The 21,646-nt window shown below is 43.1% G+C and carries 23 protein-coding genes; 7 read left to right on the forward strand and 16 right to left on the reverse strand.

Annotation, left to right across the window (positions count from 1 at the left end; genetic code table 11):
• Window positions 1-147: 147 nt before the first annotated feature.
• From CHI10_RS15930 to CHI10_RS15940, 3 genes are all read right to left on the reverse strand, one after another.
• The gene (locus tag CHI10_RS15930) at window positions 148-864 is read right to left on the reverse strand and encodes a YwaF family protein (RefSeq protein WP_095245211.1); all 717 of its coding nucleotides are present in this window, start codon (window positions 862-864) and stop codon (window positions 148-150) included.
• Window positions 865-1,038: 174 nt separating this feature from the next.
• A complete protein-coding gene (locus CHI10_RS15935; protein WP_095245212.1) occupies window positions 1,039-1,881 on the reverse strand; it encodes an STAS domain-containing protein in 843 nt (280 codons plus the stop codon).
• 141 nt (window positions 1,882-2,022) lie between these two features.
• Window positions 2,023-2,712: a YetF domain-containing protein gene (locus CHI10_RS15940; protein ID WP_095245213.1), complete on the reverse strand. Its 690-nt coding sequence runs from the start codon at window positions 2,710-2,712 to the stop codon at window positions 2,023-2,025.
• 264 nt (window positions 2,713-2,976) lie between these two features.
• Here CHI10_RS15940 and CHI10_RS15945 point away from each other — a divergent pair, with 264 nt between their 5' ends.
• Genes CHI10_RS15945 through CHI10_RS15960 form a run of 4 tightly spaced genes read left to right on the forward strand, consistent with a single transcriptional unit; the run spans window position 2,977 to window position 7,610 of the window.
• A complete protein-coding gene (locus CHI10_RS15945) occupies window positions 2,977-5,103 on the forward strand; it encodes an MMPL family transporter (protein WP_095245214.1) in 2,127 nt (708 codons plus the stop codon).
• 40 nt (window positions 5,104-5,143) lie between these two features.
• Window positions 5,144-5,815, forward strand: a complete 672-nt coding sequence (locus tag CHI10_RS15950) for a response regulator transcription factor (protein WP_095245215.1) — start codon at window positions 5,144-5,146, stop codon at window positions 5,813-5,815.
• Window positions 5,812-7,206: a sensor histidine kinase gene (locus tag CHI10_RS15955; protein WP_095245216.1), complete on the forward strand. Its 1,395-nt coding sequence runs from the start codon at window positions 5,812-5,814 to the stop codon at window positions 7,204-7,206. The genes CHI10_RS15950 and CHI10_RS15955 overlap by 4 nt, the downstream gene beginning before the upstream one ends.
• Window positions 7,207-7,211: 5 nt before the next feature.
• The gene (locus CHI10_RS15960) at window positions 7,212-7,610 is read left to right on the forward strand and encodes a hypothetical protein (protein WP_095245217.1); all 399 of its coding nucleotides are present in this window, start codon (window positions 7,212-7,214) and stop codon (window positions 7,608-7,610) included.
• Between the two features lie 537 nt (window positions 7,611-8,147).
• Here CHI10_RS15960 and CHI10_RS15965 read toward each other — a convergent pair.
• The 8 genes from CHI10_RS15965 to CHI10_RS16000 form a co-directional block, all read right to left on the reverse strand.
• Window positions 8,148-8,516, reverse strand: a complete 369-nt coding sequence (locus tag CHI10_RS15965; RefSeq protein ID WP_218831305.1) for a DUF5661 family protein — start codon at window positions 8,514-8,516, stop codon at window positions 8,148-8,150.
• A 395-nt stretch (window positions 8,517-8,911) separates the two neighbouring features.
• On the reverse strand, window positions 8,912-9,331 hold the full coding sequence (gene arsC, locus CHI10_RS15970) for an arsenate reductase (thioredoxin) (protein ID WP_095245218.1): 420 nt from the start codon (window positions 9,329-9,331) through the stop codon (window positions 8,912-8,914).
• Window positions 9,332-9,348: 17 nt separating this feature from the next.
• Window positions 9,349-10,644, reverse strand: a complete 1,296-nt coding sequence (locus CHI10_RS15975; protein WP_095245219.1) for an arsenic transporter — start codon at window positions 10,642-10,644, stop codon at window positions 9,349-9,351.
• Window positions 10,645-10,658: 14 nt separating this feature from the next.
• A complete protein-coding gene (locus CHI10_RS15980; protein ID WP_095245220.1) occupies window positions 10,659-11,003 on the reverse strand; it encodes an ArsR/SmtB family transcription factor in 345 nt (114 codons plus the stop codon).
• A gap of 162 nt (window positions 11,004-11,165) precedes the next feature.
• On the reverse strand, window positions 11,166-11,663 hold the full coding sequence (locus CHI10_RS15985; RefSeq protein WP_095245221.1) for an arsinothricin resistance N-acetyltransferase ArsN1 family A: 498 nt from the start codon (window positions 11,661-11,663) through the stop codon (window positions 11,166-11,168).
• A 65-nt stretch (window positions 11,664-11,728) separates the two neighbouring features.
• Complete coding sequence (locus CHI10_RS15990) at window positions 11,729-11,941, reverse strand: hypothetical protein (protein ID WP_095245222.1); 213 nt, start codon at window positions 11,939-11,941, stop codon at window positions 11,729-11,731.
• A 39-nt stretch (window positions 11,942-11,980) separates the two neighbouring features.
• Window positions 11,981-13,354, reverse strand: a complete 1,374-nt coding sequence (locus CHI10_RS15995) for an FAD-dependent oxidoreductase (RefSeq protein WP_095245223.1) — start codon at window positions 13,352-13,354, stop codon at window positions 11,981-11,983.
• A gap of 63 nt (window positions 13,355-13,417) precedes the next feature.
• Window positions 13,418-13,867, reverse strand: coding sequence for a MarR family winged helix-turn-helix transcriptional regulator (locus CHI10_RS16000; protein WP_095245224.1), 450 nt, complete (start codon window positions 13,865-13,867; stop codon window positions 13,418-13,420).
• A gap of 298 nt (window positions 13,868-14,165) precedes the next feature.
• Between CHI10_RS16000 and CHI10_RS16005 the strand changes: the two genes are divergently transcribed.
• Window positions 14,166-15,356 (forward strand): CynX/NimT family MFS transporter, encoded by a 1,191-nt coding sequence (locus CHI10_RS16005; protein WP_095245243.1) that lies wholly within the window; start codon window positions 14,166-14,168, stop codon window positions 15,354-15,356.
• 564 nt (window positions 15,357-15,920) lie between these two features.
• Here CHI10_RS16005 and pdxR read toward each other — a convergent pair.
• Window positions 15,921-17,312 carry a MocR-like pyridoxine biosynthesis transcription factor PdxR gene (gene pdxR / locus CHI10_RS16015; RefSeq protein ID WP_095245226.1) on the reverse strand — a complete coding sequence of 464 codons (1,392 nt, stop codon included), beginning with the start codon at window positions 17,310-17,312 and terminating at the stop codon, window positions 15,921-15,923.
• Window positions 17,313-17,413: 101 nt separating this feature from the next.
• Here pdxR and CHI10_RS16020 point away from each other — a divergent pair, with 101 nt between their 5' ends.
• Window positions 17,414-18,343 (forward strand): DMT family transporter, encoded by a 930-nt coding sequence (locus tag CHI10_RS16020; protein ID WP_095245227.1) that lies wholly within the window; start codon window positions 17,414-17,416, stop codon window positions 18,341-18,343.
• A gap of 550 nt (window positions 18,344-18,893) precedes the next feature.
• Here CHI10_RS16020 and CHI10_RS16025 read toward each other — a convergent pair.
• The 3 genes from CHI10_RS16025 to CHI10_RS16035 form a co-directional block, all read right to left on the reverse strand.
• Window positions 18,894-19,460 carry a hypothetical protein gene (locus CHI10_RS16025; protein WP_095245228.1) on the reverse strand — a complete coding sequence of 189 codons (567 nt, stop codon included), beginning with the start codon at window positions 19,458-19,460 and terminating at the stop codon, window positions 18,894-18,896.
• Between the two features lie 94 nt (window positions 19,461-19,554).
• Window positions 19,555-19,791: a hypothetical protein gene (locus CHI10_RS16030; protein WP_095245229.1), complete on the reverse strand. Its 237-nt coding sequence runs from the start codon at window positions 19,789-19,791 to the stop codon at window positions 19,555-19,557.
• 66 nt (window positions 19,792-19,857) lie between these two features.
• Window positions 19,858-20,478 carry a YitT family protein gene (locus CHI10_RS16035; RefSeq protein ID WP_095245230.1) on the reverse strand — a complete coding sequence of 207 codons (621 nt, stop codon included), beginning with the start codon at window positions 20,476-20,478 and terminating at the stop codon, window positions 19,858-19,860.
• A 246-nt stretch (window positions 20,479-20,724) separates the two neighbouring features.
• On the opposite strand from CHI10_RS16035, the gene CHI10_RS16040 reads away from it, so the two are divergent.
• Window positions 20,725-21,369 carry a 2OG-Fe(II) oxygenase gene (locus tag CHI10_RS16040; RefSeq protein ID WP_095245231.1) on the forward strand — a complete coding sequence of 215 codons (645 nt, stop codon included), beginning with the start codon at window positions 20,725-20,727 and terminating at the stop codon, window positions 21,367-21,369.
• 38 nt (window positions 21,370-21,407) lie between these two features.
• Here CHI10_RS16040 and CHI10_RS22750 read toward each other — a convergent pair whose 3' ends face one another.
• Complete coding sequence (locus tag CHI10_RS22750) at window positions 21,408-21,539, reverse strand: hypothetical protein (protein ID WP_286137402.1); 132 nt, start codon at window positions 21,537-21,539, stop codon at window positions 21,408-21,410.
• Window positions 21,540-21,646 lie beyond the last annotated feature (107 nt).

The following is a 21,646-nucleotide window of genomic DNA, read 5'->3' on the forward strand; positions in this document are numbered from 1 at the left end:
GTTAGTTGAACCAATCGGGCCTTTACGGGCAGTTTGACCCCCGCTTATCTTCTTTTGATTCTTCTGAGTCTTGAAGTGGGGGTCTTACTGCCCGTTAGACTGCGATAAAAAAGCCGTAATCCTGCCCGTTAAACAGGATTACGGCTTTTAATTGCCCCGGACTCTTTTTTGTTCGGCTCTATGCACATAATGCATCGGTAAATAAGTGATGAAAAAGACAACTAACGCAGCTGCTTCAAGCGTTACATAATACCAGACACCATTCCCGAAAAATGACAGCAGGGTTTTGGTTTCTGTCGGGCTCGCCAAATAGAAGAAATTAGTTCCCAGCAGCAGATTTAAAAAGAAGACTGGCACCGCAATCACGTTAAGTGTTAAAAAGCCGGTCAGAACCGCTTTTTTCGGCACCCTGTATCCTTCAAACAAAATAAAATATAGTACGGCTAATGGAATGGCTGAATGATGAAGAAAATATTTGATGTAGCGGAAATGAGGAAATAGGTAAACCATATCAGGTGTCACCATGCTTAAAATGGGAGGAATCGTACCAATAAAATACAGCAGCCAAAAAGCCTTTTTATTAGGCCTTAAAAATAGGAAAAGTGCAATGAACGTGCTCAAGGAACATAGCTGGAGAGGCAGATTTGACACATCCCACTGATTTGTCAGGACCAGCCATACATGATATGTCACTTCACAGGCAAGCAGCGTAAAAAACAGCGTCCATTTAATGATTTTCTGATAAGCCCTGAGCGCCTGTCTGTAATACACCAGCCACCAGGCTGTAAAAAAGAAAAGAAACAACGTAACCAGATGCATAAGCGAAAAGATTTCAAAACCCTGCATTCCCGTTACCGAAAACATGATGTCATCACCTCTCAATATTCATTGAAGTGCTGTTTGATTCATTGTATTCACGGTTGGGAAAATTAACACGGTTCATATGCGGAAAAATTGAATGGATGACCACTGTAGAAGGGTTTATAACAAAAAAAGCAGAGGAAATTCAAAATCTGAATTCCTCTGCTATGTTCAATTTTACCCATGCAGTTCTTCAAAAGCCTGATACACATTGGCTCTTACCTGAATGCCATTCAGATTAATGCCGAGCGTGACGATTGTCTGGGCCACTTCCGGGCGGATTCCTGTAATGATGGTTTTAACGCCGACAAGCGACAAGGCTTCAATCACTTTAAACAGCTGATCTGCCACCATGGTATCGACAATCATGACACCGGAAAGGTCTAAAATTAAATGAGACAGCTTCAGGTGTGCAGATTGTTTTAATGTTTCTTCCATTAACAGCCGGGCTCTCCCTGTATCAATATTCCCGATTAGCGGCAGGATGCCTACCCCTTTCGAGAGTGGAACAACCGGGACAGATAGCTCAAGGAAAGCCTGCTTTGCATTCTCGAGAGTTACCTGATGAAATTTGACATAAGACATGCTGAAACAATGAATGGAATGATCAAGTAAGGGGTCTATCAAATAGACTACCTTTATAATCTCTGATGCAGTCATTTTATGCTCCATCATCGTTTCTTCAAGTTCATTCCAGATATATTTTCGGTAATATCCCGCATCCTTTAAAGCTTCATCCAAAGGGATCCCAAGCTTGAAGAAATACTCGCCTGTCCCTTTGCACCATTTCTCAATCTTTTCTAATGATTGATCTTTGTCCTCATGATTCAGCAATGCTAAACCAAACAATTCAATAAACTCAGCACGAATCTGAACAATGTGCGCTTCCAGTTTCTCAGCCTGTGATCTTTCTGTATCAGTCATCTCGACGTCGCTCATTCGATCCTTATGCAGTTTTTTCGCTATTGTGTCCTTCTCTTTTAATATCGTTTCCCCTAAAAGAAGCATTTGATTATTCATGTTCTCCCCCTATAGCACCTGGATTTAACTTTAAATATGAGAACGCTTCATTCTATACCCAAACATATTTCAATACCCTTTCTTTAGTTGAATAAACATTTAATTTTAATAAATAGAAGGACAGAATCCGATTTCTGTCCTCTATTTATCTTTTAAATCAAAATAAAGAGTGCCGTCCTGCTGGACTTGTGCAAAAAATACATCTTCAACAGAACGGATACCCGCTTTTTTCAGTTCAAGTTCAAGCCAGTTTTCATCTAATTCTAATTTCGTCAGGTTTTCCGTATTGACTTTTCCATCAGCAATAACTTCTGTCGGTAAAGGAAACAGAGGCCTGTTTGGACTGCTGATGTTTAGATCCGTTTTTGTCACAGCCTGTTGGCTGGCATTTTTTAACACAGACAGGTCTCCATTTGTCTCGAGGATGGCGTAATCGACATCCTTAAAAGAAAAGATATCCTTTTGCCGTAATAGCGCCTGAAGCTCATCCAGATCCACTCTCGCTGCTTTAAGAGCGGATTCCATGATTCTGCCTGCTTTTATGACAATTAGGGGATCCCCTGTTGTGACTGACCGTCCCTGTTTTGATTTAAGGTCGATCATATCCATTGCAATGGTGAAAAGCGTCCAAAAAACCAGTGCGATGACTCCATCCTTGATTCGGGTGCTTTCGTTCACAGCAAGGTTCCCGGCGATAGACCCGACACCTATGGCTGAGGCCCAGTTAAAAAAGGTCATTTGTCCGATTTCCTTGCGCCCCATCAGCCTCGCCAGCAGAAATAACACTAAAAATGAAATGGTTACACGGAGGATCGTTTCCTGAACCGGCATACTTAACACACACACCTTTCAAAATTTTAAAAGAGGCTTATAACCTCCCTGAAGCCATACAGCCAATCCACAATCTTAGGTCAACATACTTCAGCCGTCACACTGGCGCTGTCTTCATCCTTGTCTCTCCACATGTTAATATGATTATATTTTCTATATAAACCACTTCTTTCATGCATCGGGCTAATTGTAAACGGAAGTTGAGGTTCAGTTTATTTTCATTTTGTAAGATAATCCTTGAAATAAGTTTTAGGAGGCATTTGTGTGAAAAAACTGCTGCATGGGGTAACAGATTGGGTTTCCACCAAACGGGGAATGTGGATCACGATTATCGGCTGGCTTGTGCTGATGATCGGCTTAAGTGCAGGTCCGATGCTTGGAGATTATAAAACAAACAACTTCCAGTCACTTCCTGATGACGCGAAATCCATTATTGCCCAGAATAAAACAGAAGAATATTTTCCAAACAAACAAGGAACTCCAGGCATTCTGGTTTTCCATAATGAAAATGGCGAGGTTCAAATCGAAGAAGCTAAACAGATTCTGGAAGGAATCATGAAAGAAGATATCGATGGAATCAAGACAATTATCGATATCAGCAAGCTTCCGCCGCAAGCACTCGGTTCTTTCATTTCTGAGGACAAGTCCACCATGATTGTGCCAATGGAGCTTGAACAGGGACTTGGCAATGATCAGTATGCAGAGATCAATGATCATGTCTCAAAAGTCGGCAATAAAATTGCGGAGGATCTCGAAAGCACTTCCTTTTATATCACAGGCCCTGCTGGTATTGCAGGAGATACAGTCAAGCTGTTCGAACAGGCTGACTTTGTTCTCCTGATTGCGACTGTTGTCATTATCCTTGTCCTGCTTATAGCCATTTACCGTTCACCATTGCTTGCCATCATTCCGCTTCTCGCGACGGTGATTGTTTACCAGGTCGTGAACCAGAGTGTTGCTTTAATGGGTGCCGGCGGACTTGAGATCAATAACCAGACCACTTCCATCATGAGCATTTTGCTGTTTGCTGCCGTGATTGATTATTCTTTATTTGTTTTCTCCCGTTACCGCGAGGAGCTTAACCATTTTGAAAACAAATATGAAGCCATGAAACATGCCATGCGGGCCACAGGAGAGCCTGTTTTCTTTGCGGGCGGAACGGTTCTTGCTGCCATGCTGGTTCTGTTCTTCGCTGATTTCCGTGATTATCAGAACTTTGCCCCGATTTTTGGAACAGCGATGTTTTTTATCATGCTGGCTTCCGTTACGCTGGTACCAGCTTTATTCACCCTGTTCGGACGCAAGGCGTTCTGGCCGAAGGTTCCTAAATATGGTGCTGAAACAGAAGTTAAACATAGTGTCTGGGGACCCATTGCCAGAGTCGTTGTGAACAAGCCCGGCATCTCAGGCGGAATTGTCGGCATTTTCATGCTCATCACAGCGTTTAATATTTTCAACCTTGATTATGAATTCGACACCGTCAAGAAATTCCCGGAGGATCTGCCATCGCGGGTCGGCTATGAAATAGTCGAAGCCAGATATGACAAAGGCGAGCTGGCTCCTTCGACACTTCTGGTTGTCAGTGATCAGAAGCTGGCTGAAAACGATACAGCAGCGATAAGTGAAAACCTGCAGGAATTTGATGAAGTTGCCTCTGTCCGCCTGTCTGCCCTATCAGAAGACGGCAAGGCGGCAAAAATGAGTGTGGCATTATCCATCAACCCATATTCAAATGAAGCCATATCCTTCATGAAAGATTTGCGTGACGACACACCTGAACTATTAGAAGAAATCGGTGTGGAAGCCGAGTCCTACTATAGCGGGGTCACTCCGAAAATAGTGGACGAACAGGATGTTAACAGCGATGATATAATGAAAATTGTCCTGCTTGAAACGGTCCTGATTCTTGCGCTGTTATTTGCGCTTACGAAATCCATCAGGATGCCGATCTACATGATGGCAACTATTTTGCTTTCATTTGTTTCGGCTTTAGGGCTTGGGATCTTCCTGGTTGATGTATTATTCGGCTTTGAAGCCATCAGTTCCCGTGTTCCTGTCTATTCATTTATTTTCCTTGTAGCATTGGGGATTGATTACAACATCATCCTGGTTTCGCGTTTTATGGAGGAAAGGAAGAAACACCGGGTGAAGGACGCTCTTGAAATTAGCATCCGCAATACGGGCGGCGTTATTTCTTCGGCAGGCCTCATTCTGGCTGCTACCTTTGCTGCCCTTATGACCATGCCAATCGCAGATTTATTCGTCTTTGGCTTCATCGTTGCCATGGGAATATTGATTGATACCTTCCTTGTGAGAGGAATGCTGCTTCCGGCATTGATCTTATTTTTCGAAAAAGATAAGGAAACTTCCCGGGAAAAAATTTCGGAATAGAGTGAGGGTCCCTCCCTATTCCCTTTAAGGAGGCCCTGCTATGAAAATACTAGTCGTAGACGATGATGTTCATATACAGAAGCTTGTTACGATTCATCTGAATCATGAAGGCTATCAGGTGCTGCGGGCAAATAATGCTCAAGAAGCATTAACGCTCCTGGAAGAGCAAACGGCAGATTTAGCCGTTGTAGATGTCATGATGCCCGGCATGAATGGTTTTGAGCTTACAAGGATATTAACCGGTGACTTCGGAATCCCTGTTATTCTACTGACGGCAAAGGGGCAGCTCAGTGATAAAGAACAGGGCTTCCTATCAGGATCTGAAGATTATATTGTCAAACCGTTTGAGGTGAAGGAACTGCTTTTCCGGATAGCCGTTGTGTTAAGAAGAGCCGAGCGGGCAATGGAAACAGTCGTTAAAGCCGGTAATCTATCCATTGACAGAAAAAGCTTTGAAGTGGAAATCAATCAGGAGACCATCCTTTTTCCATTAAAGGAATTTGAGCTTCTGAGCCTGCTCTCGGCCCGCAAAAATAAAATAACACAGAGGGCCGCATTGATTGAACAGGCGTGGGGTGCGGATTATGAAGGCAGCGAGCAGACATTGAATACCCACATCAACCGGATACGCGACCGGTTAAAAAAATACGGGGCATCCGTTGAGATTCAGACCATCCGCGGCATCGGGTATAAGCTTGAGGAAACAAAATGAAGACGCTCTACCGGAAATTCATTGCAGCCACACTTGTGATTTTAGCCATAAGTATCCTGCTTTCCTTCTTTTTGACCAACTGGGTCTATATGGCTTCTACAAAAGGGAAAATCGACAGACACAATGTAGTAATTGCAGAGGAAATCGCGAATGGCCTTCAACATATGCATTCTTCTGGCTCCACTTATGAAACGTACTTAAATTCGATGAGCAAGCTCGGCTATCAGCTATATATCGTCAGTGAGTCCGGAGATGGAGAATTCTTCGGGCAGCCTTTCAATAAGACAGATCTGCCTGAAGAAGCTGAAAAGGTGCTGACTGATCAGAAGGTTTATCATGGGATGGATAGCTTTGCGGGCCAATTTCTGATGATGGGCCATTTTTCAAACGACCTTGAAAATACGGTCGGCGTCCCTTTTACCATGGATAATCAGAATTACGCGCTATTTCTCCGGCCGGATAATAAGCTGCTTTTCTCGGACATTCACATGATCTTCGCGTGGTTCTTTGTCGCCATTGCCGTTGTCAGCATTACCGGGGTGATCTGGTTCGCCAAACATCTAATCAAACCGATCACGAAGCTGACGGAGGCGACAAAGGAAATTACCCGTGAGAATTTCAACTTCCCATTGAACATTGAACGACGGGATGAAATCGGACAGCTCGCGGAAAGCTTCAGCCGCATGCAGGCTCAGCTGCAGCATAATGATGAGGCCCGCAAATCATTCATCAACAATGTGTCCCATGACTTTCAGTCCCCTCTCATGAATATTCAGGGGTATGCGGAGCTTCTGCAGACACAGAAACTGTCAGATGAAGAACATTTCGAATACGTGGAGATTATCGATCAGGAATCGAAGCGGCTGTCCAATCTGACCAAACAGCTTCTGCTATTGACTTCCCTTGACCAGAATTCTTATCCGATGAAGCTCTCGGAGGTGAAATTGGACGATCAGATCAAGGAAACCATCCGCAGACATCAATGGCGGCTGGAGGAAAAAGAAATTGAGATTTCATATAAGCTCGCGCCCGTCTTTTTTAAGGGGGACCCGGAGCTTTTGGTGAATATCTGGGACAACCTGCTGACGAATGCGATAAAATATAACTCGCATGGCGGCAGCATTCTGATCAGCCTGGCTCAAACCCAAACAGCGGTTGAAGTTGTTTTTAAAGACACCGGGATTGGAATTTCAAAGGATGCGATCAGCCAGATTTTCGAGCGCTTTTACCGGATGGACTCGGCCAGGAAAAATGATGGCACAGGACTCGGGCTATCGATTGTAAAACAAATCATTGAGCTGCATAATGGGGAAATCAAGGCAGACAGCCAGGCTGGCAAAGGCACCACCTTTACCATTACATTTTTCAGGGAGAAACAACGGGAGGAATAACTATTATGGAACAAAAATGGAGTATTAGATTAATAAGGTTTGCAGCTATCTTCGGCATTATCGGAACCTACCTTGGGTCGCATATGTCCGGGCAGATGGATTATTCGTTAAGGCCCATTCACGCCCACATCCTGCTCGTAGGATGGCTTTCCGTATTTGCATGGGGAATCTTTTATAAAGTCTACCGCGTAAAATACAAAAAACTCGTTTCTATTCACAGCATCCTAGGAATGGCAGGGTCGCTGGGGCTGACAATCGGCATGTGGATGTATACTTTAAATCCGTTTAATTTAGGGGATACCTTCGTACTGGTCTTCTTTATCGTCGGCGGAACACTGCTATTGCTTGCCTTTGCACTTTTTGTAGCGATTACCTTTTTAACGGAGAAAACATCGGAACAGTAAGCTAAAAAAGCAATGCAGTCCTCTTTGGTTTGGGGCTGTCCCCCTGTGAGAGTAGGACGTTGCCGGGCACATGAAAGAGCACCTGATGGGTGCTCTTTTTTGTGTGTAATTATAGGTAGCTGAATCAGTTGGACTCTTCTTTTTATTGAAAATTGCAGTTATGCGTCACTTTTTCTGGATATGCTTCACTTTGGCACAGATATGCGTCACTTTCATGCTATATGCGCCAGAATCAAATTATATGCAACATTCCTCATCTCGCCCTCTGTTTTCATAGTCGATTTCTTCTCCGTAAAGACGAATTGTTCTAAATGTAAGATAAACTCCAAAACATGCAAGAAAATCAAAAAACCTGTTAGATAAATTCATAATCCTGTTAGATAAAACTCACAACATGCTAGATAAACTCCAAAACCTGTTAGATAAAACGCCAAACCTCAAGCACGCGCCATCCCAGCCGCCCCGGCAGCATAAAAATAAAAAAAGCCCCTATCAAAGGGCTTACATTTCAAGAAAATATCTCCGGCATTGTTTTATTCAGCCTTGCTGCAATGTATTCCAATAGGCCTTAGCTTCCGCTTCCAAAACTTTTAATCGCTTATAATAGTCAGGAAACTCGTTAAGATGTGCCATGGCAATTTTCCCTGTAAGTAGCGGATCATCGCCAGTAACATTCGTTTGGCTTGATCGTTTTCCATGCTCCAGTTCTGTATTAACGCCCATCCAGAATTCATTCAGATCAAACCGGGTTTTCGTAAAATCGATTCCCAATAGCAGCGCAATGGCTGCGGCCTCTTCTTTGGAAAAGCCTGCTCTCTGTCTGCTGGTATTTGGAAAAGCCTGATGATTCACATGTCCTCTGTTAAAGTGATGCCCATAAGGAGTATAAGTGTAATACAACAACATTCACCTCTCCATGCCAGATACCATAATGTATGTGAATGTTTTTTTTAGGAGCATGGACTTGATCAAAATAAAAAGACCCCTAAAGGCCTTTTCCTAACAGCATCTTCCTGTATTCCCGATCATCGAGATCCCGCTTCCGTTACCGCTCCGCTCTAAAACAAGGTCTTCGGTGTTTGGTTCAATAATCGGGTCGATTGCTACTTTGATTTCATTGATTGTGACAATAATATCATCTGCTTCCGGCTCATCCAGAGCCAGTCCTATTCTTGGCTGTCCTCAGCCATAGCCTTCAAAAAAGATGCGGACGCAGCTGGCATTTTGCTCTTCCAGCATTTTTCTTAATTCGTCACGCGCATTATCTGTGATAATCAAATCTGTTCCCTCCCTTTAAATGTTTATTTTCCCGTTTCGGCAAATGATTTAATCCTGCCGCCGATTTCATCCCGTACACGCTGGAAGAAAGCCCATTTTTCTTCTTCTGTCCCTTCTGCTTTCGCAGGATCATCAAATCCCCAATGCTCGCGCTTTACATGTGGAGGTGTCATTGGGCATTTATCCGCTGCATCGCCGCAAAGCGTTACAACCAAGTCGGCATTATTTAGAATCTCAGGATCAATGATATCAGAAGTCTGATTCGAGATGTCAATTCCAGCTTCCTTCATTGCTTTTACAGCGTTCGGATTCAAGCCATGTGCTTCAATCCCTGCACTATAAACATTCCATTCTTCACCTAAATGCTGTTTTGCCCATCCTTCTGCCATCTGGCTGCGGCATGAGTTGCCTGTGCATAGGAAGTAGATCGTTTTTTTAGTCATGTTGAGATTCTCCTTTTTTAGATAATCATTAGCCAAATGTACAATCCGGTTAATGTGATGAACAGTGTTGGAATCGTTAGGATGATCCCAGTTTTAAAGTACGTTCCCCATGAGATTTTTACTCCCTTCAGGGACAAGACATGAAGCCACAGTAAAGTTGCGAGGGACCCAATCGGCGTAATTTTCGGGCCTAGATCCGATCCAATCACGTTTGCATAGATAAGGGCTTCACGGATGATTCCGCTTGTATCGGTTTCAGCAATGGCCAAAGCGTCAATCATAACCGTTGGCATATTGTTCATGACAGAAGAAAGGATGGCTGCAATGAATCCCATTCCAATTGTTGCTGCAAATAGTCCCTGGTCAGCTGTCATTTGAATTACATCTGCCAAAACATTTGTAAGACCAGCGTTTCGAAGTCCGTAAACCACTACATACATGCCTATCGAAAAGAAAACGATAGCCCATGGTGCACCCTTGATGACAGTGCGTGTATTCACGGCAGGGCTTCTTCGCGCCATGAACAGAAAGAACACTGTTACAATGCCTGCGATGAATGAAACTGGGACACCAATCCACTCACTGGCAAAGTAGCCCATTAATAAGATACCTAAAACAAGCCATGACAATCGGAACATTTTGCTGTCTTTTACTGCTTCTGCTGGTTTTTTCAAATGAGATAAATCATAATTCTTTGGTATGCTTTTTCTAAAGTATAAGAATAAAACCAAAATGCTGGCACCCAGTGAAAAGAAGTTCGGAATAATCATGCGGGACGCATATTCCACAAAGCCGATGCCAAAGAAATCTGCGGATACGATATTGACCAGGTTGCTGACGACCAATGGCAGTGACGTTGTATCCGCAATAAATCCGCTTGCGATAATAAACGGAAAAACCAATTTTTCTTCAAATTGGAGGTTTCGCACCATCGCAAGGACAATTGGCGTGAGAATGAGTGCCGCTCCATCATTCGCAAAGAATGCTGCGACAACCGCTCCCAAAATGGAAACGTAAATGAACATCTTCACTCCGCTGCCCTTAGCCGCTCTTGCCATATGTAAAGCGGCCCATTCGAAAAACCCGATTTCATCTAAAATCAGCGATATAATGATGATGGCAATAAAGGTTAATGTGGCATTCCAGACAATGGATGTAACATCTATGACATCATTGAAATCCACCACACCGGCTATTAAGGCGAGGATGGCTCCGCCGCATGCGGACCAGCCGATGGACAGGCCTTTTGGCTGCCAAATGACTAATATGAGGGTGACTAAGAAAATCACCGATGCTAAAATTATTTGAGTCAATGTATTCCCCCCTCTTACTCACAGGAAATTCGCAATCCCTGCTCTTCCAATTCTGTTAATAAATAATCCTGGCTTGGAAGGTGATCAAGCACATTCTGAACCAACGGGTAATAGTCACTTTCCTGATTCAATGAATAAATAATCCACTGACCCCTCCTGTTTTCCCTGACCACACCGGCATCTTTCAATTTCCGGAGATGCTGGCTAATGGCTGGCTGGCTCATTTTAAATATCTCCACAAATTCACATACACAGCAATCATGGTTATTTAATAGCTTTACCATAGTGAGCCGTGTTTTATCGCCTAATAATTTTAAAATGGATGCTGCGTTGCCGATTTCAACTGTGGATTCTATCATGATCTCATCACCTCCGCTTTGCACGTATATTAATATATAATGATTTGCTTATATAAGTAAATGGTTTTTTCTTATTTAGGGAAACTATGCGGACTATTTTTGGGAGAGTCATGAACGCAGCCAAACAAAAAACGGCTAACACTTTAGCCGCAAGCACAATATTTACAGAAGTTTTTCCATAGCCATAACGTCCACAAATTCTCCGTCCAGCACACCCTGGTTTTGAAATATACCTACCTCACGAAACCCCATTTTCTTATACAGAGTCTGCCCAAGGCCATTAAATGGAAAAGTAAACAATACCAGCTTATGAAACTTGTTTTCTCTTGCTTTCTTTTCGAGGGCAGAGAGCAGCTTCCCGCCTGCCCCCTTGCCCCTAAATTCCCTGGAGATATAGACTGATATATCTGCCACTCCATCATAAGCACAACGGTTACTGTATGGATTTAGGGAAGCCCAGCCTATCACGCGGTCCTCTTTTTCTGCGGCAAGCACACAATATCGCCCTTGAAGCTGATCAACCCATTTTGTCATATAGGAAAGATCTTTTGACTCTGTTTCCAATGTAGCTATGCGATCTTCTATTCCCTGATTGTAAATCTCGGCAATCGCCTCTAAATCTGTCTCTCGGGCTTCACGAACAGATATCTCATTTCTCATTGCAGGTCCCTCCAATAAAAGCGGCGTCTACCATATTAAGCCTTTACCCATTAATAGACGCATAGCTATTCATCATCAGTTTCATTTGTTAATTCCCGATAAGCCAAAATAAATTGTGTATACGTCTCCTGCCCCATTTCACTTTCCCGCAATCGAAACAGCCTTTCAAATGTTTTATCTTTTGCTTCCTCAACAGAACACCCAAAAGCATTCATGATTAATTTCATATAGGATATAAAATATTCTTTTTTGAGAGCTCCAGCATGATTTATGGTCATTATTATCACCTATTCAATTACATTTTAAGGCGCAGCGAATCAATTGCAGCAGGATGACGCAGACACTTCAATTGAACTTTTTAAATTAACGCTGCATACACCCGTTTCCGGTAAATCCAGCTCCACTTTTTCTGCAGCAGCAAAATCACCGCTCAAATAAGCAGCCACAGACCTTACCTGCTCATAGCCTGTCGCCATCAAAAAGGTTGGAGCACGGCCATAGCTTTTGGAACCCACAATATAAAAGTTCTTCTCAGGCTGTCTTAATTCCTTTTCTCCATGGGGACGAACCGTTCCGCAGCTATGAATATTTGGATCAATTAATGGTGCCAATGAACCAGCACTTTCAGTTGCAGAATCAATGGAAGTACGAAGTTCACTTATGATTGAAAAATCCGGACGGTTTCCTGTATTGACAATCATTTCATCGATTCCATCCAGGCTTCTCTGCTTCCCGTTTTGGCTGCCTATTAACTCGATTCCCCTTTCCAACTCTTTGACCAGCTGAATACGAAATGGAGTAACAGCCTCCACTTGCCCTTTATCAACCAATTGATGGATCTTGCTTCCGAGGCGGCCCCTTGCTTCAAGTGCATCTTTTTCTTCTCCTCCGTAAGCATCCTCAACCTGATTTCTTCTCATAATCCATAGAATCTCCGTTTCGGGATAGAACTCTTTCAATTCGGCTAAATCCAGCAAGGCATTGATCGCTGAATGGCCTCCGCCGACAACTGCAATGCGCTTATTCCGGTAGCGCTGCTGCTCACTCCCTAATACATCGGGTATTCCATAAAATATCTTTTCCTTCAGTTCCCTCTCATCAGCCAGCCAAATTCCGCTTGATGAAGCCGGGTTTGGATTACCCCAGGTACCTGCAGCATCTATGACTGCTCTCGATTCGAATGTTTTGTACTCTCCATTCTGCTCAGTATGAATAACAAAAGGTATATCGTCCCGGTTTGCCGTTTTCATTTTATCCGTATCTTTTCTGCCGACTGACAAAACCTTCGTATTCAGATGAATGAAATGCTTTATTTCAGGTAAACTGGACAGTGGCTTTAGATAGTGTTCAACAAGTTCCTCCCCGGTAGGCAGTACTTCCAATTGCGGCTGTACCCAGCCATTTGCGCTTAATAAACTGGCAGCAGCTTTGTCAATATTGTATCGCCATGGTGAGAATAATCGAATATGTCCCCAGCTTTTGATATTGGCTCCAGCTTGCTTCCCCGCCTCGAGCAAAATAAATGACTGCCCCCTGCTTGCCAGGTGTGCAGCAGCTGCCAGTCCCACCGGTCCGGCGCCAATTATTGCTACAGGCAACGCTCTTGCTTTCCCATTGTTTTGTGAATTCTTTTCTAATTCGCTTTTCTTAGGCGTGCAGCATCCTTTTACAAGATCATTCTGATTAGTCATGCTTTCTCCCCTTTTCTCCAATTATTTTTACTTGCAAAATGCAAGTATTTACCCCAGCGGCATTTACCCCTGAAACGGCTTACAGCATGCACTGGATTTTGCCATTGCATTATTTAACAAATGAATTGAGCGGATGACTGTTTCTTTTTCAAACTCATTCATTTGTGAAAAAACCTCTTGTAAAAATGCATTCATCTGCTGGTCTATTGAACCTGCAATATATTTTCCCTCAGCAGTCAGCGAAAGAATACTGATTCTCTTATCAGCAGGATCCGGCGTTTTCTTAACTAAGTTCATTTTCACTAAAGATTGAACCTGCCTGCTGAAAGTTGTAATATCCGTCCCTAACGAATCTGCAATCTGCTGCATGGACGGGTTATGCTGATTGTCAATCTCATAAAGAATATGGCTTTGAATGAGGGAAATATCGCAACCGCCTACACTGCAGCAATTTTTATTGAGTAAGCCAAAACGGCGCGTCATTACTTGAAACAAACTGCGAAGATTTTCCATTATTTTCACCTCTTGGTTATAGTATAGTTTAATTACTTGTAATTTACAACTATATTTTTAGTTAACATTGGATTTCTTTTACATCCAGGAAAAATTTTGCAATCTCCTTATAAAAGCTCCTCCATTTTAAAATGTGTAAATTAGCTTCAAAAAATATGTCCGTAAAACTTAAACCTATGTACTTTTGTCTAAAAAACTATTATACTATTTTGAATATTGTCTTTCGTTATCCGAAAGTTCTACCTTTAAGGGAGGGTCCGCATTGAGAGCAAAAATGGATTCAAAAAACCTTTTACTAATGGCTGGCATTATCTTTGTGGCTTTTAATTTACGGCCAGCGATTACATCCGTTGGGCCCTTGATAGGGGCTATACGGGATGAGACAGGAATTTCCAACAGTGCAGCAGGTCTTCTGACCACTCTGCCGCTTGTTGCCTTCGCTCTGCTCTCCCCTTTTGTTCCGAAGATCGCCCAAAGGCTTGGCAGTGAATGGAGCATTCTTTTGGGGTTAACGATTTTAGGAGCCGGCATTGCGGCCCGTTCTGCAGGAATGCTGCCTCCGCTGTACATAGGAACTATTTTAATAGGATTAGGGGTAGGTCTTTGCAATGTCCTTCTTCCGGGAATGGTCAAGGAAAAATTCCCGCAGAAGGTTGGCCTCCTGACAGGAATTTATACATTTTCAATGGGAATTTGTGCGGGACTTGCGCCAGGTTTCAGTGTCCCGCTTGCTGAGGGTCTTGGTGTGGGCTGGAGGCTCTCGCTCGGAGCATGGGCCGTCCTGATCATAATTGCCATCATTGTCTGGCTTCCTCAGCTCAGAATGGCGAAGAAAAAAACGGAAGTATCTGCGGTTTCTGCACCAAAGTCTTCCATGTGGACCTCTCCCATCGCCTGGCAGGTCACACTGTTTATGGGATTGCAATCAATGGTCTATTTCAGCGCTACTACCTGGCTCCCTGAAATTCTTCATAGCCAGGGACGGGAAATCGCCGAAGCTGGATGGATGGTAACGGTTCTCCAGTTTTCAGGACTTCCTGTTAATTTTATTATCCCTGTTCTTGCCGCCCGGCTTCCTAACCAAAAAGGGATTGCTCTTGGAATCGGCATTTTCACTTTTGCCGGCCTTACAGGTCTGCTTTTAAATGTTAATGGCATCATCACAAACATCAGTATCGTTTTAATCGGAATTGGGCTGGGCGCTGCGATCAGCCATTCCTTAACCCTTATCGGACTTCGTGCTGAAAATGCGAAACAGGCTGCCAGTCTTTCAGGAATGGCGCAATCCGTCGGCTACCTTCTCGCCGCAGCTGGACCGATTCTAATCGGATCACTGTACGACCTGTTCCAGTCATGGACCATTCCGCTGGCCTTGCTTTTGGTCATAACTGCGCTCTTTACAATTTCCGGAATTGGGGCGGGGCGTGATCAATTTGTTCTGCAAGATAAGCACCATAAACAGAAAAAGACCGCTTCAACCATTGCATAATACTAGTAATCTTACAATTCGTTCCGAATGTGTTGTGGGTTCAGACTCAGATCTATGTTTTATTGCTTCCTGTGTCCGAAGTTGACTCGGGTTCTGACTCAAATCTACGTTTTTCTGCTTTCTGTGTCCGAAGTTGACTCGGGTTCGGACTCTGATCCAGGTTTTCCTGCTGTCTGTGTCCGAAGTTGACTCAAGTTCAGACTCTGATCCAGGTTTTCCTGCTGTCTGTGTCCGAAGTTGACTCGGGTTCAGACTCGGGTTCAGACTCTGATCCAGGTTTTCCTGCCGTTGTATCCGAAGTTGACTCGGGTTCGGACTCTGATCCAGGTTTTCCTGCCGTTGTATCCGAAGTTGACTCGGGTTCGGACTCAATTCCAGATTTTCCTGCTGTTTGTATCCGAAGTTGACTCGGGTTCGGACTCAAATCCAGGTTTTCCTCCTTTCTGTGGCCGAAGTTGACTCGGGTTCAGACTCTACCACACTAATTTCGTCCAAACCTGCCGCTGGCTCAGCCTTATCCTCTGATAACTATATTGATAGGGAGCTGCCGGCTGCAGAAATGCTTCAACTGCTATACCAGGCGTCCGAAAGATGCCGCACGGCCATTTCCAGCTCTTCCTCAGTCATCAGTGCAAACCCCAGCAGTATGGTATGGCCGTCATTCATTCCAAATTGCGATACTGGATATACTTTGATCCCTGCATCAGCAGCTTTCTTAATAAGTTCTTGTTCGGTCATCGCATTATTCGGACGGACTAGGATGTGCAAGCCTGAATCCTGTCCAATTACTTCAGCACAAGGTGGAAAATACTTCGAAATAGCTGACATGAGACTGTCGCGTTTTTTACGATAAACGACCCTCATTTTCTGGATATGCTTATCCCAGTAACCCTCCTGAAGAAATTTTACCAAGACCTCCTGATCTGTCCGGGAAACAGTTTGCGCATAAAAGAAATAATCTTCCTGATAAATTTTTAGCAATGGCCTTGGAAGGACCATATAACTTATCCTTAGAGAGGGAAGCAGGGCTTTCGAGAATGTGCCCATATAAATTACTTTTTCATCCTTATCCAACCCCTGCAGGGCAGGAATCGGCTTGCCTGAGTAGCGGAATTCACTGTCATAATCATCTTCAATGATATAACGGCCTGGCTTATCTTTGGCCCATTTTAAAAGCTGCATTCTTCTGGCAATAGGCATAATCATTCCGCATGGGAATTGGTGAGATGGGGTGACAAAGACGATGTTTGCTCCTGATTTTTTCAGTTTTGATAATATAAGTCCATCTTTATCGAGAGGAATGTCCCTCACATTGGCCATCCTTTTTTCAAAGATGACGAGCTTGCGGTGATATCCCGGATTTTCCACAGCAAAAATACTTCCATCCAGCAACTCCAATAAATTTTTCATTAAATATTGGGTTCCAGATCCAAGAATGATTTGGCTGGAGGAACAGTTTACACCCCTGGATTTATAAAGATACTTCGCAATCTGGTTCCGCAGCTCCAGCTCTCCTTGAGGATGGCCAAGCAAAAGAACCTCTCCATTATCCTTTGTCAGAACTTGATTTGTTAATTTCCGGAACACAGAAAATGGGAACGTCCTAATATCCACTCCGGAATGGGTAAAATGATAGAGGTACTTACCCTCTATATTCTGCTTCTCTTCAGCGAAAGGCTCTTCATTTTCTGAAGCAAAATGGTTCTGTTCAACTTCACACACAAAATATCCTTTGCGCGCCTTTGATTCGATGTATCCTTCAGCCATAAGCTGTTCATATGCAGATTCAATTGTGTTCTCACTGACCAAAAGATATCTGGCAAATTTCCTTTTGGAAGGGAGCTTTGCCATTACTGTCAGATTGCCTGTCTTAATTTCATTTTTAATATATTTATATAATTGCACATATAGTGGCTCACCGCTTGTAAAGTCTAGATTTGGTGTTAACTCCGACATTAATCTGACCCCCTTCAATATTAAAAATCTGACCCTTTTAACAATATCAGTTATTATCTATAATACATGATAATAATAAAAACAGTAAGGAGACACACAACATGAGCAATTCACGCAGACTGGGATTGGCTATGATCATAAGCGGAGCATCATTATGGGGATTATCAGGTCCAATGCTGCAGTGGTTTTTTCAGGAAACCCGCTTATCATCAAGCGATTATTTAGTGATTAGATTGATTACGGCAGGTATTTTCACGCTCATTTTCCTATCATGCCGGAAAGTAAATGTATTTGCGATATGGAAATATCCACGCCACTGGATACAGCTTCTTCTTTTTGCTGTTTTGGGGATGCTTGGAGGGCAGTATGCCTTCATTGAAACCATTCAGGTGAGCAATGCCGTTACAGCAACCCTGTTTCAATTTGCTGGTCCGGTACTGATTACGATATATGTGGCCATTGAGTCCAGAAGATGGCCAGCCAGAATCCATTTGCTTGCCATTGTCACTGCACTATCAGGAATCTTTCTGCTCATTACAAATGGATCCCTGGATCAAATTCTCTTATCGAATAAAGCTTTATTAATCGGGTTTCTAACAGCTCTCGGATTTGCCTTTTACACATTGCAGCCTGTTTCTCTCATTAAGACCTGGGGAACGATGACAATCATCGGGTGGGGTATGCTTCTCGGCGGATTCTTCCTATATTTACTGATGCCATCATTCAGCTTTGCCAGCATGGCAGGAGCCCTTACTAGTGGTACATTATCCATGTTAGTTGGCATCATTATGATCAGCACCCTCTCATTCATGTTATATATAGGGAGCTTGAAGTATTTGTCACCAACAGAAACCAGTCTTTTATCCAGTATCGAGCCTCTTGTAGCAGCTTTGATATCCTTCTTGTGGCTAAAAGAAACCTTCGGAAACTATCAATTGCTTGGGGGAGTTTTCATTATTGCAGGAGTACTATTCCTATCAATGAAAGAAAAAGAAGAGGAAGTCATTAGTCTGCAGCAAAAAGGGGCTTAATCCATACATTTTGAATCATAAAAAATTCATTAAGCCTTATTAAACAAACAGTGAAGCGGTTCTCCTTTCCTTTGATAAGGTTAAGGGGAAACACGCTATCTGTACCTGTGGACGCTCATTTAGGCATACAGTTTTTAAGCAAGGCATTGCTTCGTGAAGGGACTATTTTGGGCTATACCCATCCTATTCAGAATTATATTAGTTGAGTTCTGATTCAGAGTGATTTCCGCCTTTTCTCATACAGTGGCTGAACCCAGCCTTTATTCCGACTCAACCCAAACCTTCCTCGCATTCTTTGTCCGAACCTAGCCCCTCTTCAGACTCAACTTGGACTTTTCACGCATTTTGTGTCCGAATCCACCCCATCTTCCGACTCAATCTGAGCTTTTCACGCATTTTGTGTCAGAACCTAGCCCTTCTTCCGACTCAACACACGCTTTCCACGCATTCTGTGTCCGAACCCTGCCCCTCTTCAGACTCAACACGGGCTCTCCTCACATTCTGTGTCAGAACCTCCTTGCCAGGTGCAAACCGGCAGCTCCGGGCCTACTCACCTTTTAACATTCTCAACCATTCTTTTAACAAACATCGTCAAAAAGTAGGCTGCATAAGCAATCGCGATATCGATTAGAAAGATATAGAACTGATTCATTCCCTTATTAAAATGCACAATACCGGCCCATTCTTCAAGAGTGGCAAATCCAAAGGCAAATACCGCTGCTCCTAAAATCGTGTAAAACAGAAAGCTTTTCCTGTGGTTGGTGCAGTATTGATAAATCAGCAGGAAACCAACCGGTAAAGCAGATGCTGTCATGTTCAGCGCATAGGGAAACATGGGCAGTAAGAAATAAGTGTGAACAAAATAACTATATCTCTCTAAAAAGCTGTCGGTGTAGGTCCAAATCATATGCACGGTATACCCAAAAAAGAAAATTTCAAAAATCCGGCTGCGGTCCACCACAATATATGCGACAATCAGCGGCAGCACCGACAATGCCAGAACGACCCAAAACTGCCATGTCGAAAGGCCTGAAAAATCCCTCCAATATGAAGTAATGAGCGAATTCATCTTTTCACTATGTATATAAATCCGTTCCCAGTACTCGCTATAACTCATAGAATACCCTCCCTGCAAGTACAATTGTATTCACAAGTATTGTTTGAGAGATGGTTATTATTATGCAAAATAAATAGAGGTTCACTTTCTGCCTCTATTTTAGTCCTATTCTAGTTTTCACATCATCGCGAATGAGCCCGATCATCTCTTCAGACAAATTTGCTGGAAGCGACGAGCCATCAGTAAATACCCAGGCATTAATCACCTCAAGATCTGCTTTCTTAAATGTGATGCTGTAAGTATTGTGTTCATGGCGAAATTCCGCCGTCACATATTCTTCCCCATCAAATTCATCATCCACAATCATGCCGGTTATTTCGTATGGATTCACTTTACTATCCCCTTCAGCTTTTTATAGCTTAGGATGCACCAGGACCCTCAAATTATCCGAAAATGTTTAAGTCTTCATTATAATGGTATCTATGGTTTTATAAGCAACCAAAAATGTGGCAAGGGAGTATGCCGCTTCGGTGATTCCGAATAAAAAAACCGAACTTCCAAAGAGCAGGGTATTCATAATCAAAATGCATTGCCCGATGGTGAACGGCAAGCGCTCGCTGAATAAAATCGCCAAAACTTCTGTTCCGTCCAGGCAGGCCCCGAAACGGATAATGAGCCCCACTCCCGTTCCGAGCAAAAGTCCTCCCAGGATAATGATCAGCAAGGGATGGTTAGTCACTTCCTCAAAAGGAGCCAATATGTATGTCTCCCCTGCCAGCACGGAACTGGCAAACAGGCTTAACACCAAAAATCTTCCTCCTAAAAAGAAAAAGCCTGCCGCTAAAAACGGTAGATTCAACAGCAGGATCAAGGCACCTACATCTACATGAAAAACATGTGAAAGGAGGATGCTCAATCCGACAATGCCGCCGTCAATGACATAATTTTTCACAAGGAATAATTGCAGGGATACAGCCACAAGTGTTGCCCCGAGCATGATAATCAGTCCATTTTTAAATGCGGAAAAAGTGCCGTTTCGACTCTGGCCTAAATAGTATCGAACTCTGTTTCTATACACCATCCATCTCCTTTTGTTCAGTCTGGCTTATGTATTGAAATATATTCCCCCAAATCCATAAAATGCGGACGCTTGCTTTTAATTTTTTATAGTTTCCCAGAAAAAAAAGATAGAATTCCTTCATATCAAAGTGTAAAATAAATTCAGCCAGCTGAACAACTGGTCAAAAAACACAATTAGAAATACGTCAAGCAGCGCAAAAATATATTGAATTTTCAGAAAACTAAATAAATGAGGTTGATGTACATGGCAATGGATGCATCTATTAAAGAACAAACGATTTTTGATCATGCTGGAAATAAAATTATTACAGAAGATCGGGAAATTCAAATAATCGCTAAATTCGCAGAACCATTAATTGTGGTACTGGGAAATGTTTTGAGCGATGAAGAATGTGACCAGCTGATTCAACAGTCAAAAGATCGCATGCAGCGTTCAAAAGTTGCCAACTCCCTTGAAGCGGAAGAACTCAGAACAAGCAGCAGTACGTTTTTCGAGGAAGGGGAAAATGAACTCGTCGCCAGAATCGAGAAAAGAGTATCCCAAATCATGAACATTCCAATTGAGCATGGTGAAGGGCTGCAGATTCTTAATTATAAAATTGGCCAGGAATATAAAGCACACTTTGATTTCTTCTCTTCGACCAGCAGAGCAGCAGGCAACCCGAGAATCAGCACGCTTGTCATGTACCTGAATGATGTTGAACAGGGCGGGGAAACGTATTTCCCAAAGCTTAACCTTTCTGTTTCACCACAAAAAGGCATGGCCGTGTACTTCGAATATTTTTACGATGACCAAAACTTAAACGATTTGACTCTTCATGGCGGTGCACCTGTCGTCATTGGCGACAAATGGGCTGCCACACAGTGGATGAGAAGAAAGAAACTATAAAAAAAGCGCTTGGGAAATTTCTTCCCAAGCGTCTTTCTTTAAAACCACAGTCTCTTATGATAGTCATAATCAGAGGTATCGAAATTCTCTTCCCCTTCTATATTGGGGGCACACTCTTCACAAGGTCCTTCCTGCTGGCCATGGTCGCATTGCTCCATTAAAAGTTCCACCTGAACGCATCCCCCTTTCCTATCTGATACTTCAATTATAAATGAAAGCGTTTACAGATGTCTTGTACAATTTGTTGGAAAATCGTTAAAAAGTGCCTATCCAATGG

The organism is Bacillus sp. 7894-2 (genome assembly GCF_002272225.1).
Lineage (GTDB): Bacteria > Bacillota > Bacilli > Bacillales > Cytobacillaceae > Cytobacillus.

Bases quoted from the DNA above. Each gene is read 5' to 3' on its own strand.
- arsC (WP_095245218.1), bottom strand. From the start codon at position 9,331: ATGACTAAAAAAACGATCTACTTCCTATGCACAGGCAACTCATGCCGC.
- CHI10_RS16025 (WP_095245228.1), bottom strand. From the start codon at position 19,460: ATGAGTTATAGCGAGTACTGGGAACGGATTTATATACATAGTGAAAAG.
- CHI10_RS15960 (WP_095245217.1), top strand. From the start codon at position 7,212: ATGGAACAAAAATGGAGTATTAGATTAATAAGGTTTGCAGCTATCTTC.
- CHI10_RS15930 (WP_095245211.1), bottom strand. From the start codon at position 864: ATGTTTTCGGTAACGGGAATGCAGGGTTTTGAAATCTTTTCGCTTATG.
- CHI10_RS15950 (WP_095245215.1), top strand. From the start codon at position 5,144: ATGAAAATACTAGTCGTAGACGATGATGTTCATATACAGAAGCTTGTT.
- CHI10_RS15955 (WP_095245216.1), top strand. From the start codon at position 5,812: ATGAAGACGCTCTACCGGAAATTCATTGCAGCCACACTTGTGATTTTA.
- pdxR (WP_095245226.1), bottom strand. From the start codon at position 17,312: ATGTCGGAGTTAACACCAAATCTAGACTTTACAAGCGGTGAGCCACTA.
- CHI10_RS15965 (WP_218831305.1), bottom strand. From the start codon at position 8,516: ATGTTGTTGTATTACACTTATACTCCTTATGGGCATCACTTTAACAGA.
- CHI10_RS16040 (WP_095245231.1), top strand. From the start codon at position 20,725: ATGGCAATGGATGCATCTATTAAAGAACAAACGATTTTTGATCATGCT.
- CHI10_RS16005 (WP_095245243.1), top strand. From the start codon at position 14,166: ATGGCTGGCATTATCTTTGTGGCTTTTAATTTACGGCCAGCGATTACA.
- CHI10_RS15935 (WP_095245212.1), bottom strand. From the start codon at position 1,881: ATGAATAATCAAATGCTTCTTTTAGGGGAAACGATATTAAAAGAGAAG.
- CHI10_RS16020 (WP_095245227.1), top strand. From the start codon at position 17,414: ATGAGCAATTCACGCAGACTGGGATTGGCTATGATCATAAGCGGAGCA.
- CHI10_RS16000 (WP_095245224.1), bottom strand. From the start codon at position 13,867: ATGGAAAATCTTCGCAGTTTGTTTCAAGTAATGACGCGCCGTTTTGGC.
- CHI10_RS15995 (WP_095245223.1), bottom strand. From the start codon at position 13,354: ATGACTAATCAGAATGATCTTGTAAAAGGATGCTGCACGCCTAAGAAA.
- CHI10_RS15985 (WP_095245221.1), bottom strand. From the start codon at position 11,663: ATGAGAAATGAGATATCTGTTCGTGAAGCCCGAGAGACAGATTTAGAG.
- CHI10_RS15980 (WP_095245220.1), bottom strand. From the start codon at position 11,003: ATGATAGAATCCACAGTTGAAATCGGCAACGCAGCATCCATTTTAAAA.
- CHI10_RS15940 (WP_095245213.1), bottom strand. From the start codon at position 2,712: ATGCCGGTTCAGGAAACGATCCTCCGTGTAACCATTTCATTTTTAGTG.
- CHI10_RS15990 (WP_095245222.1), bottom strand. From the start codon at position 11,941: ATGACCATAAATCATGCTGGAGCTCTCAAAAAAGAATATTTTATATCC.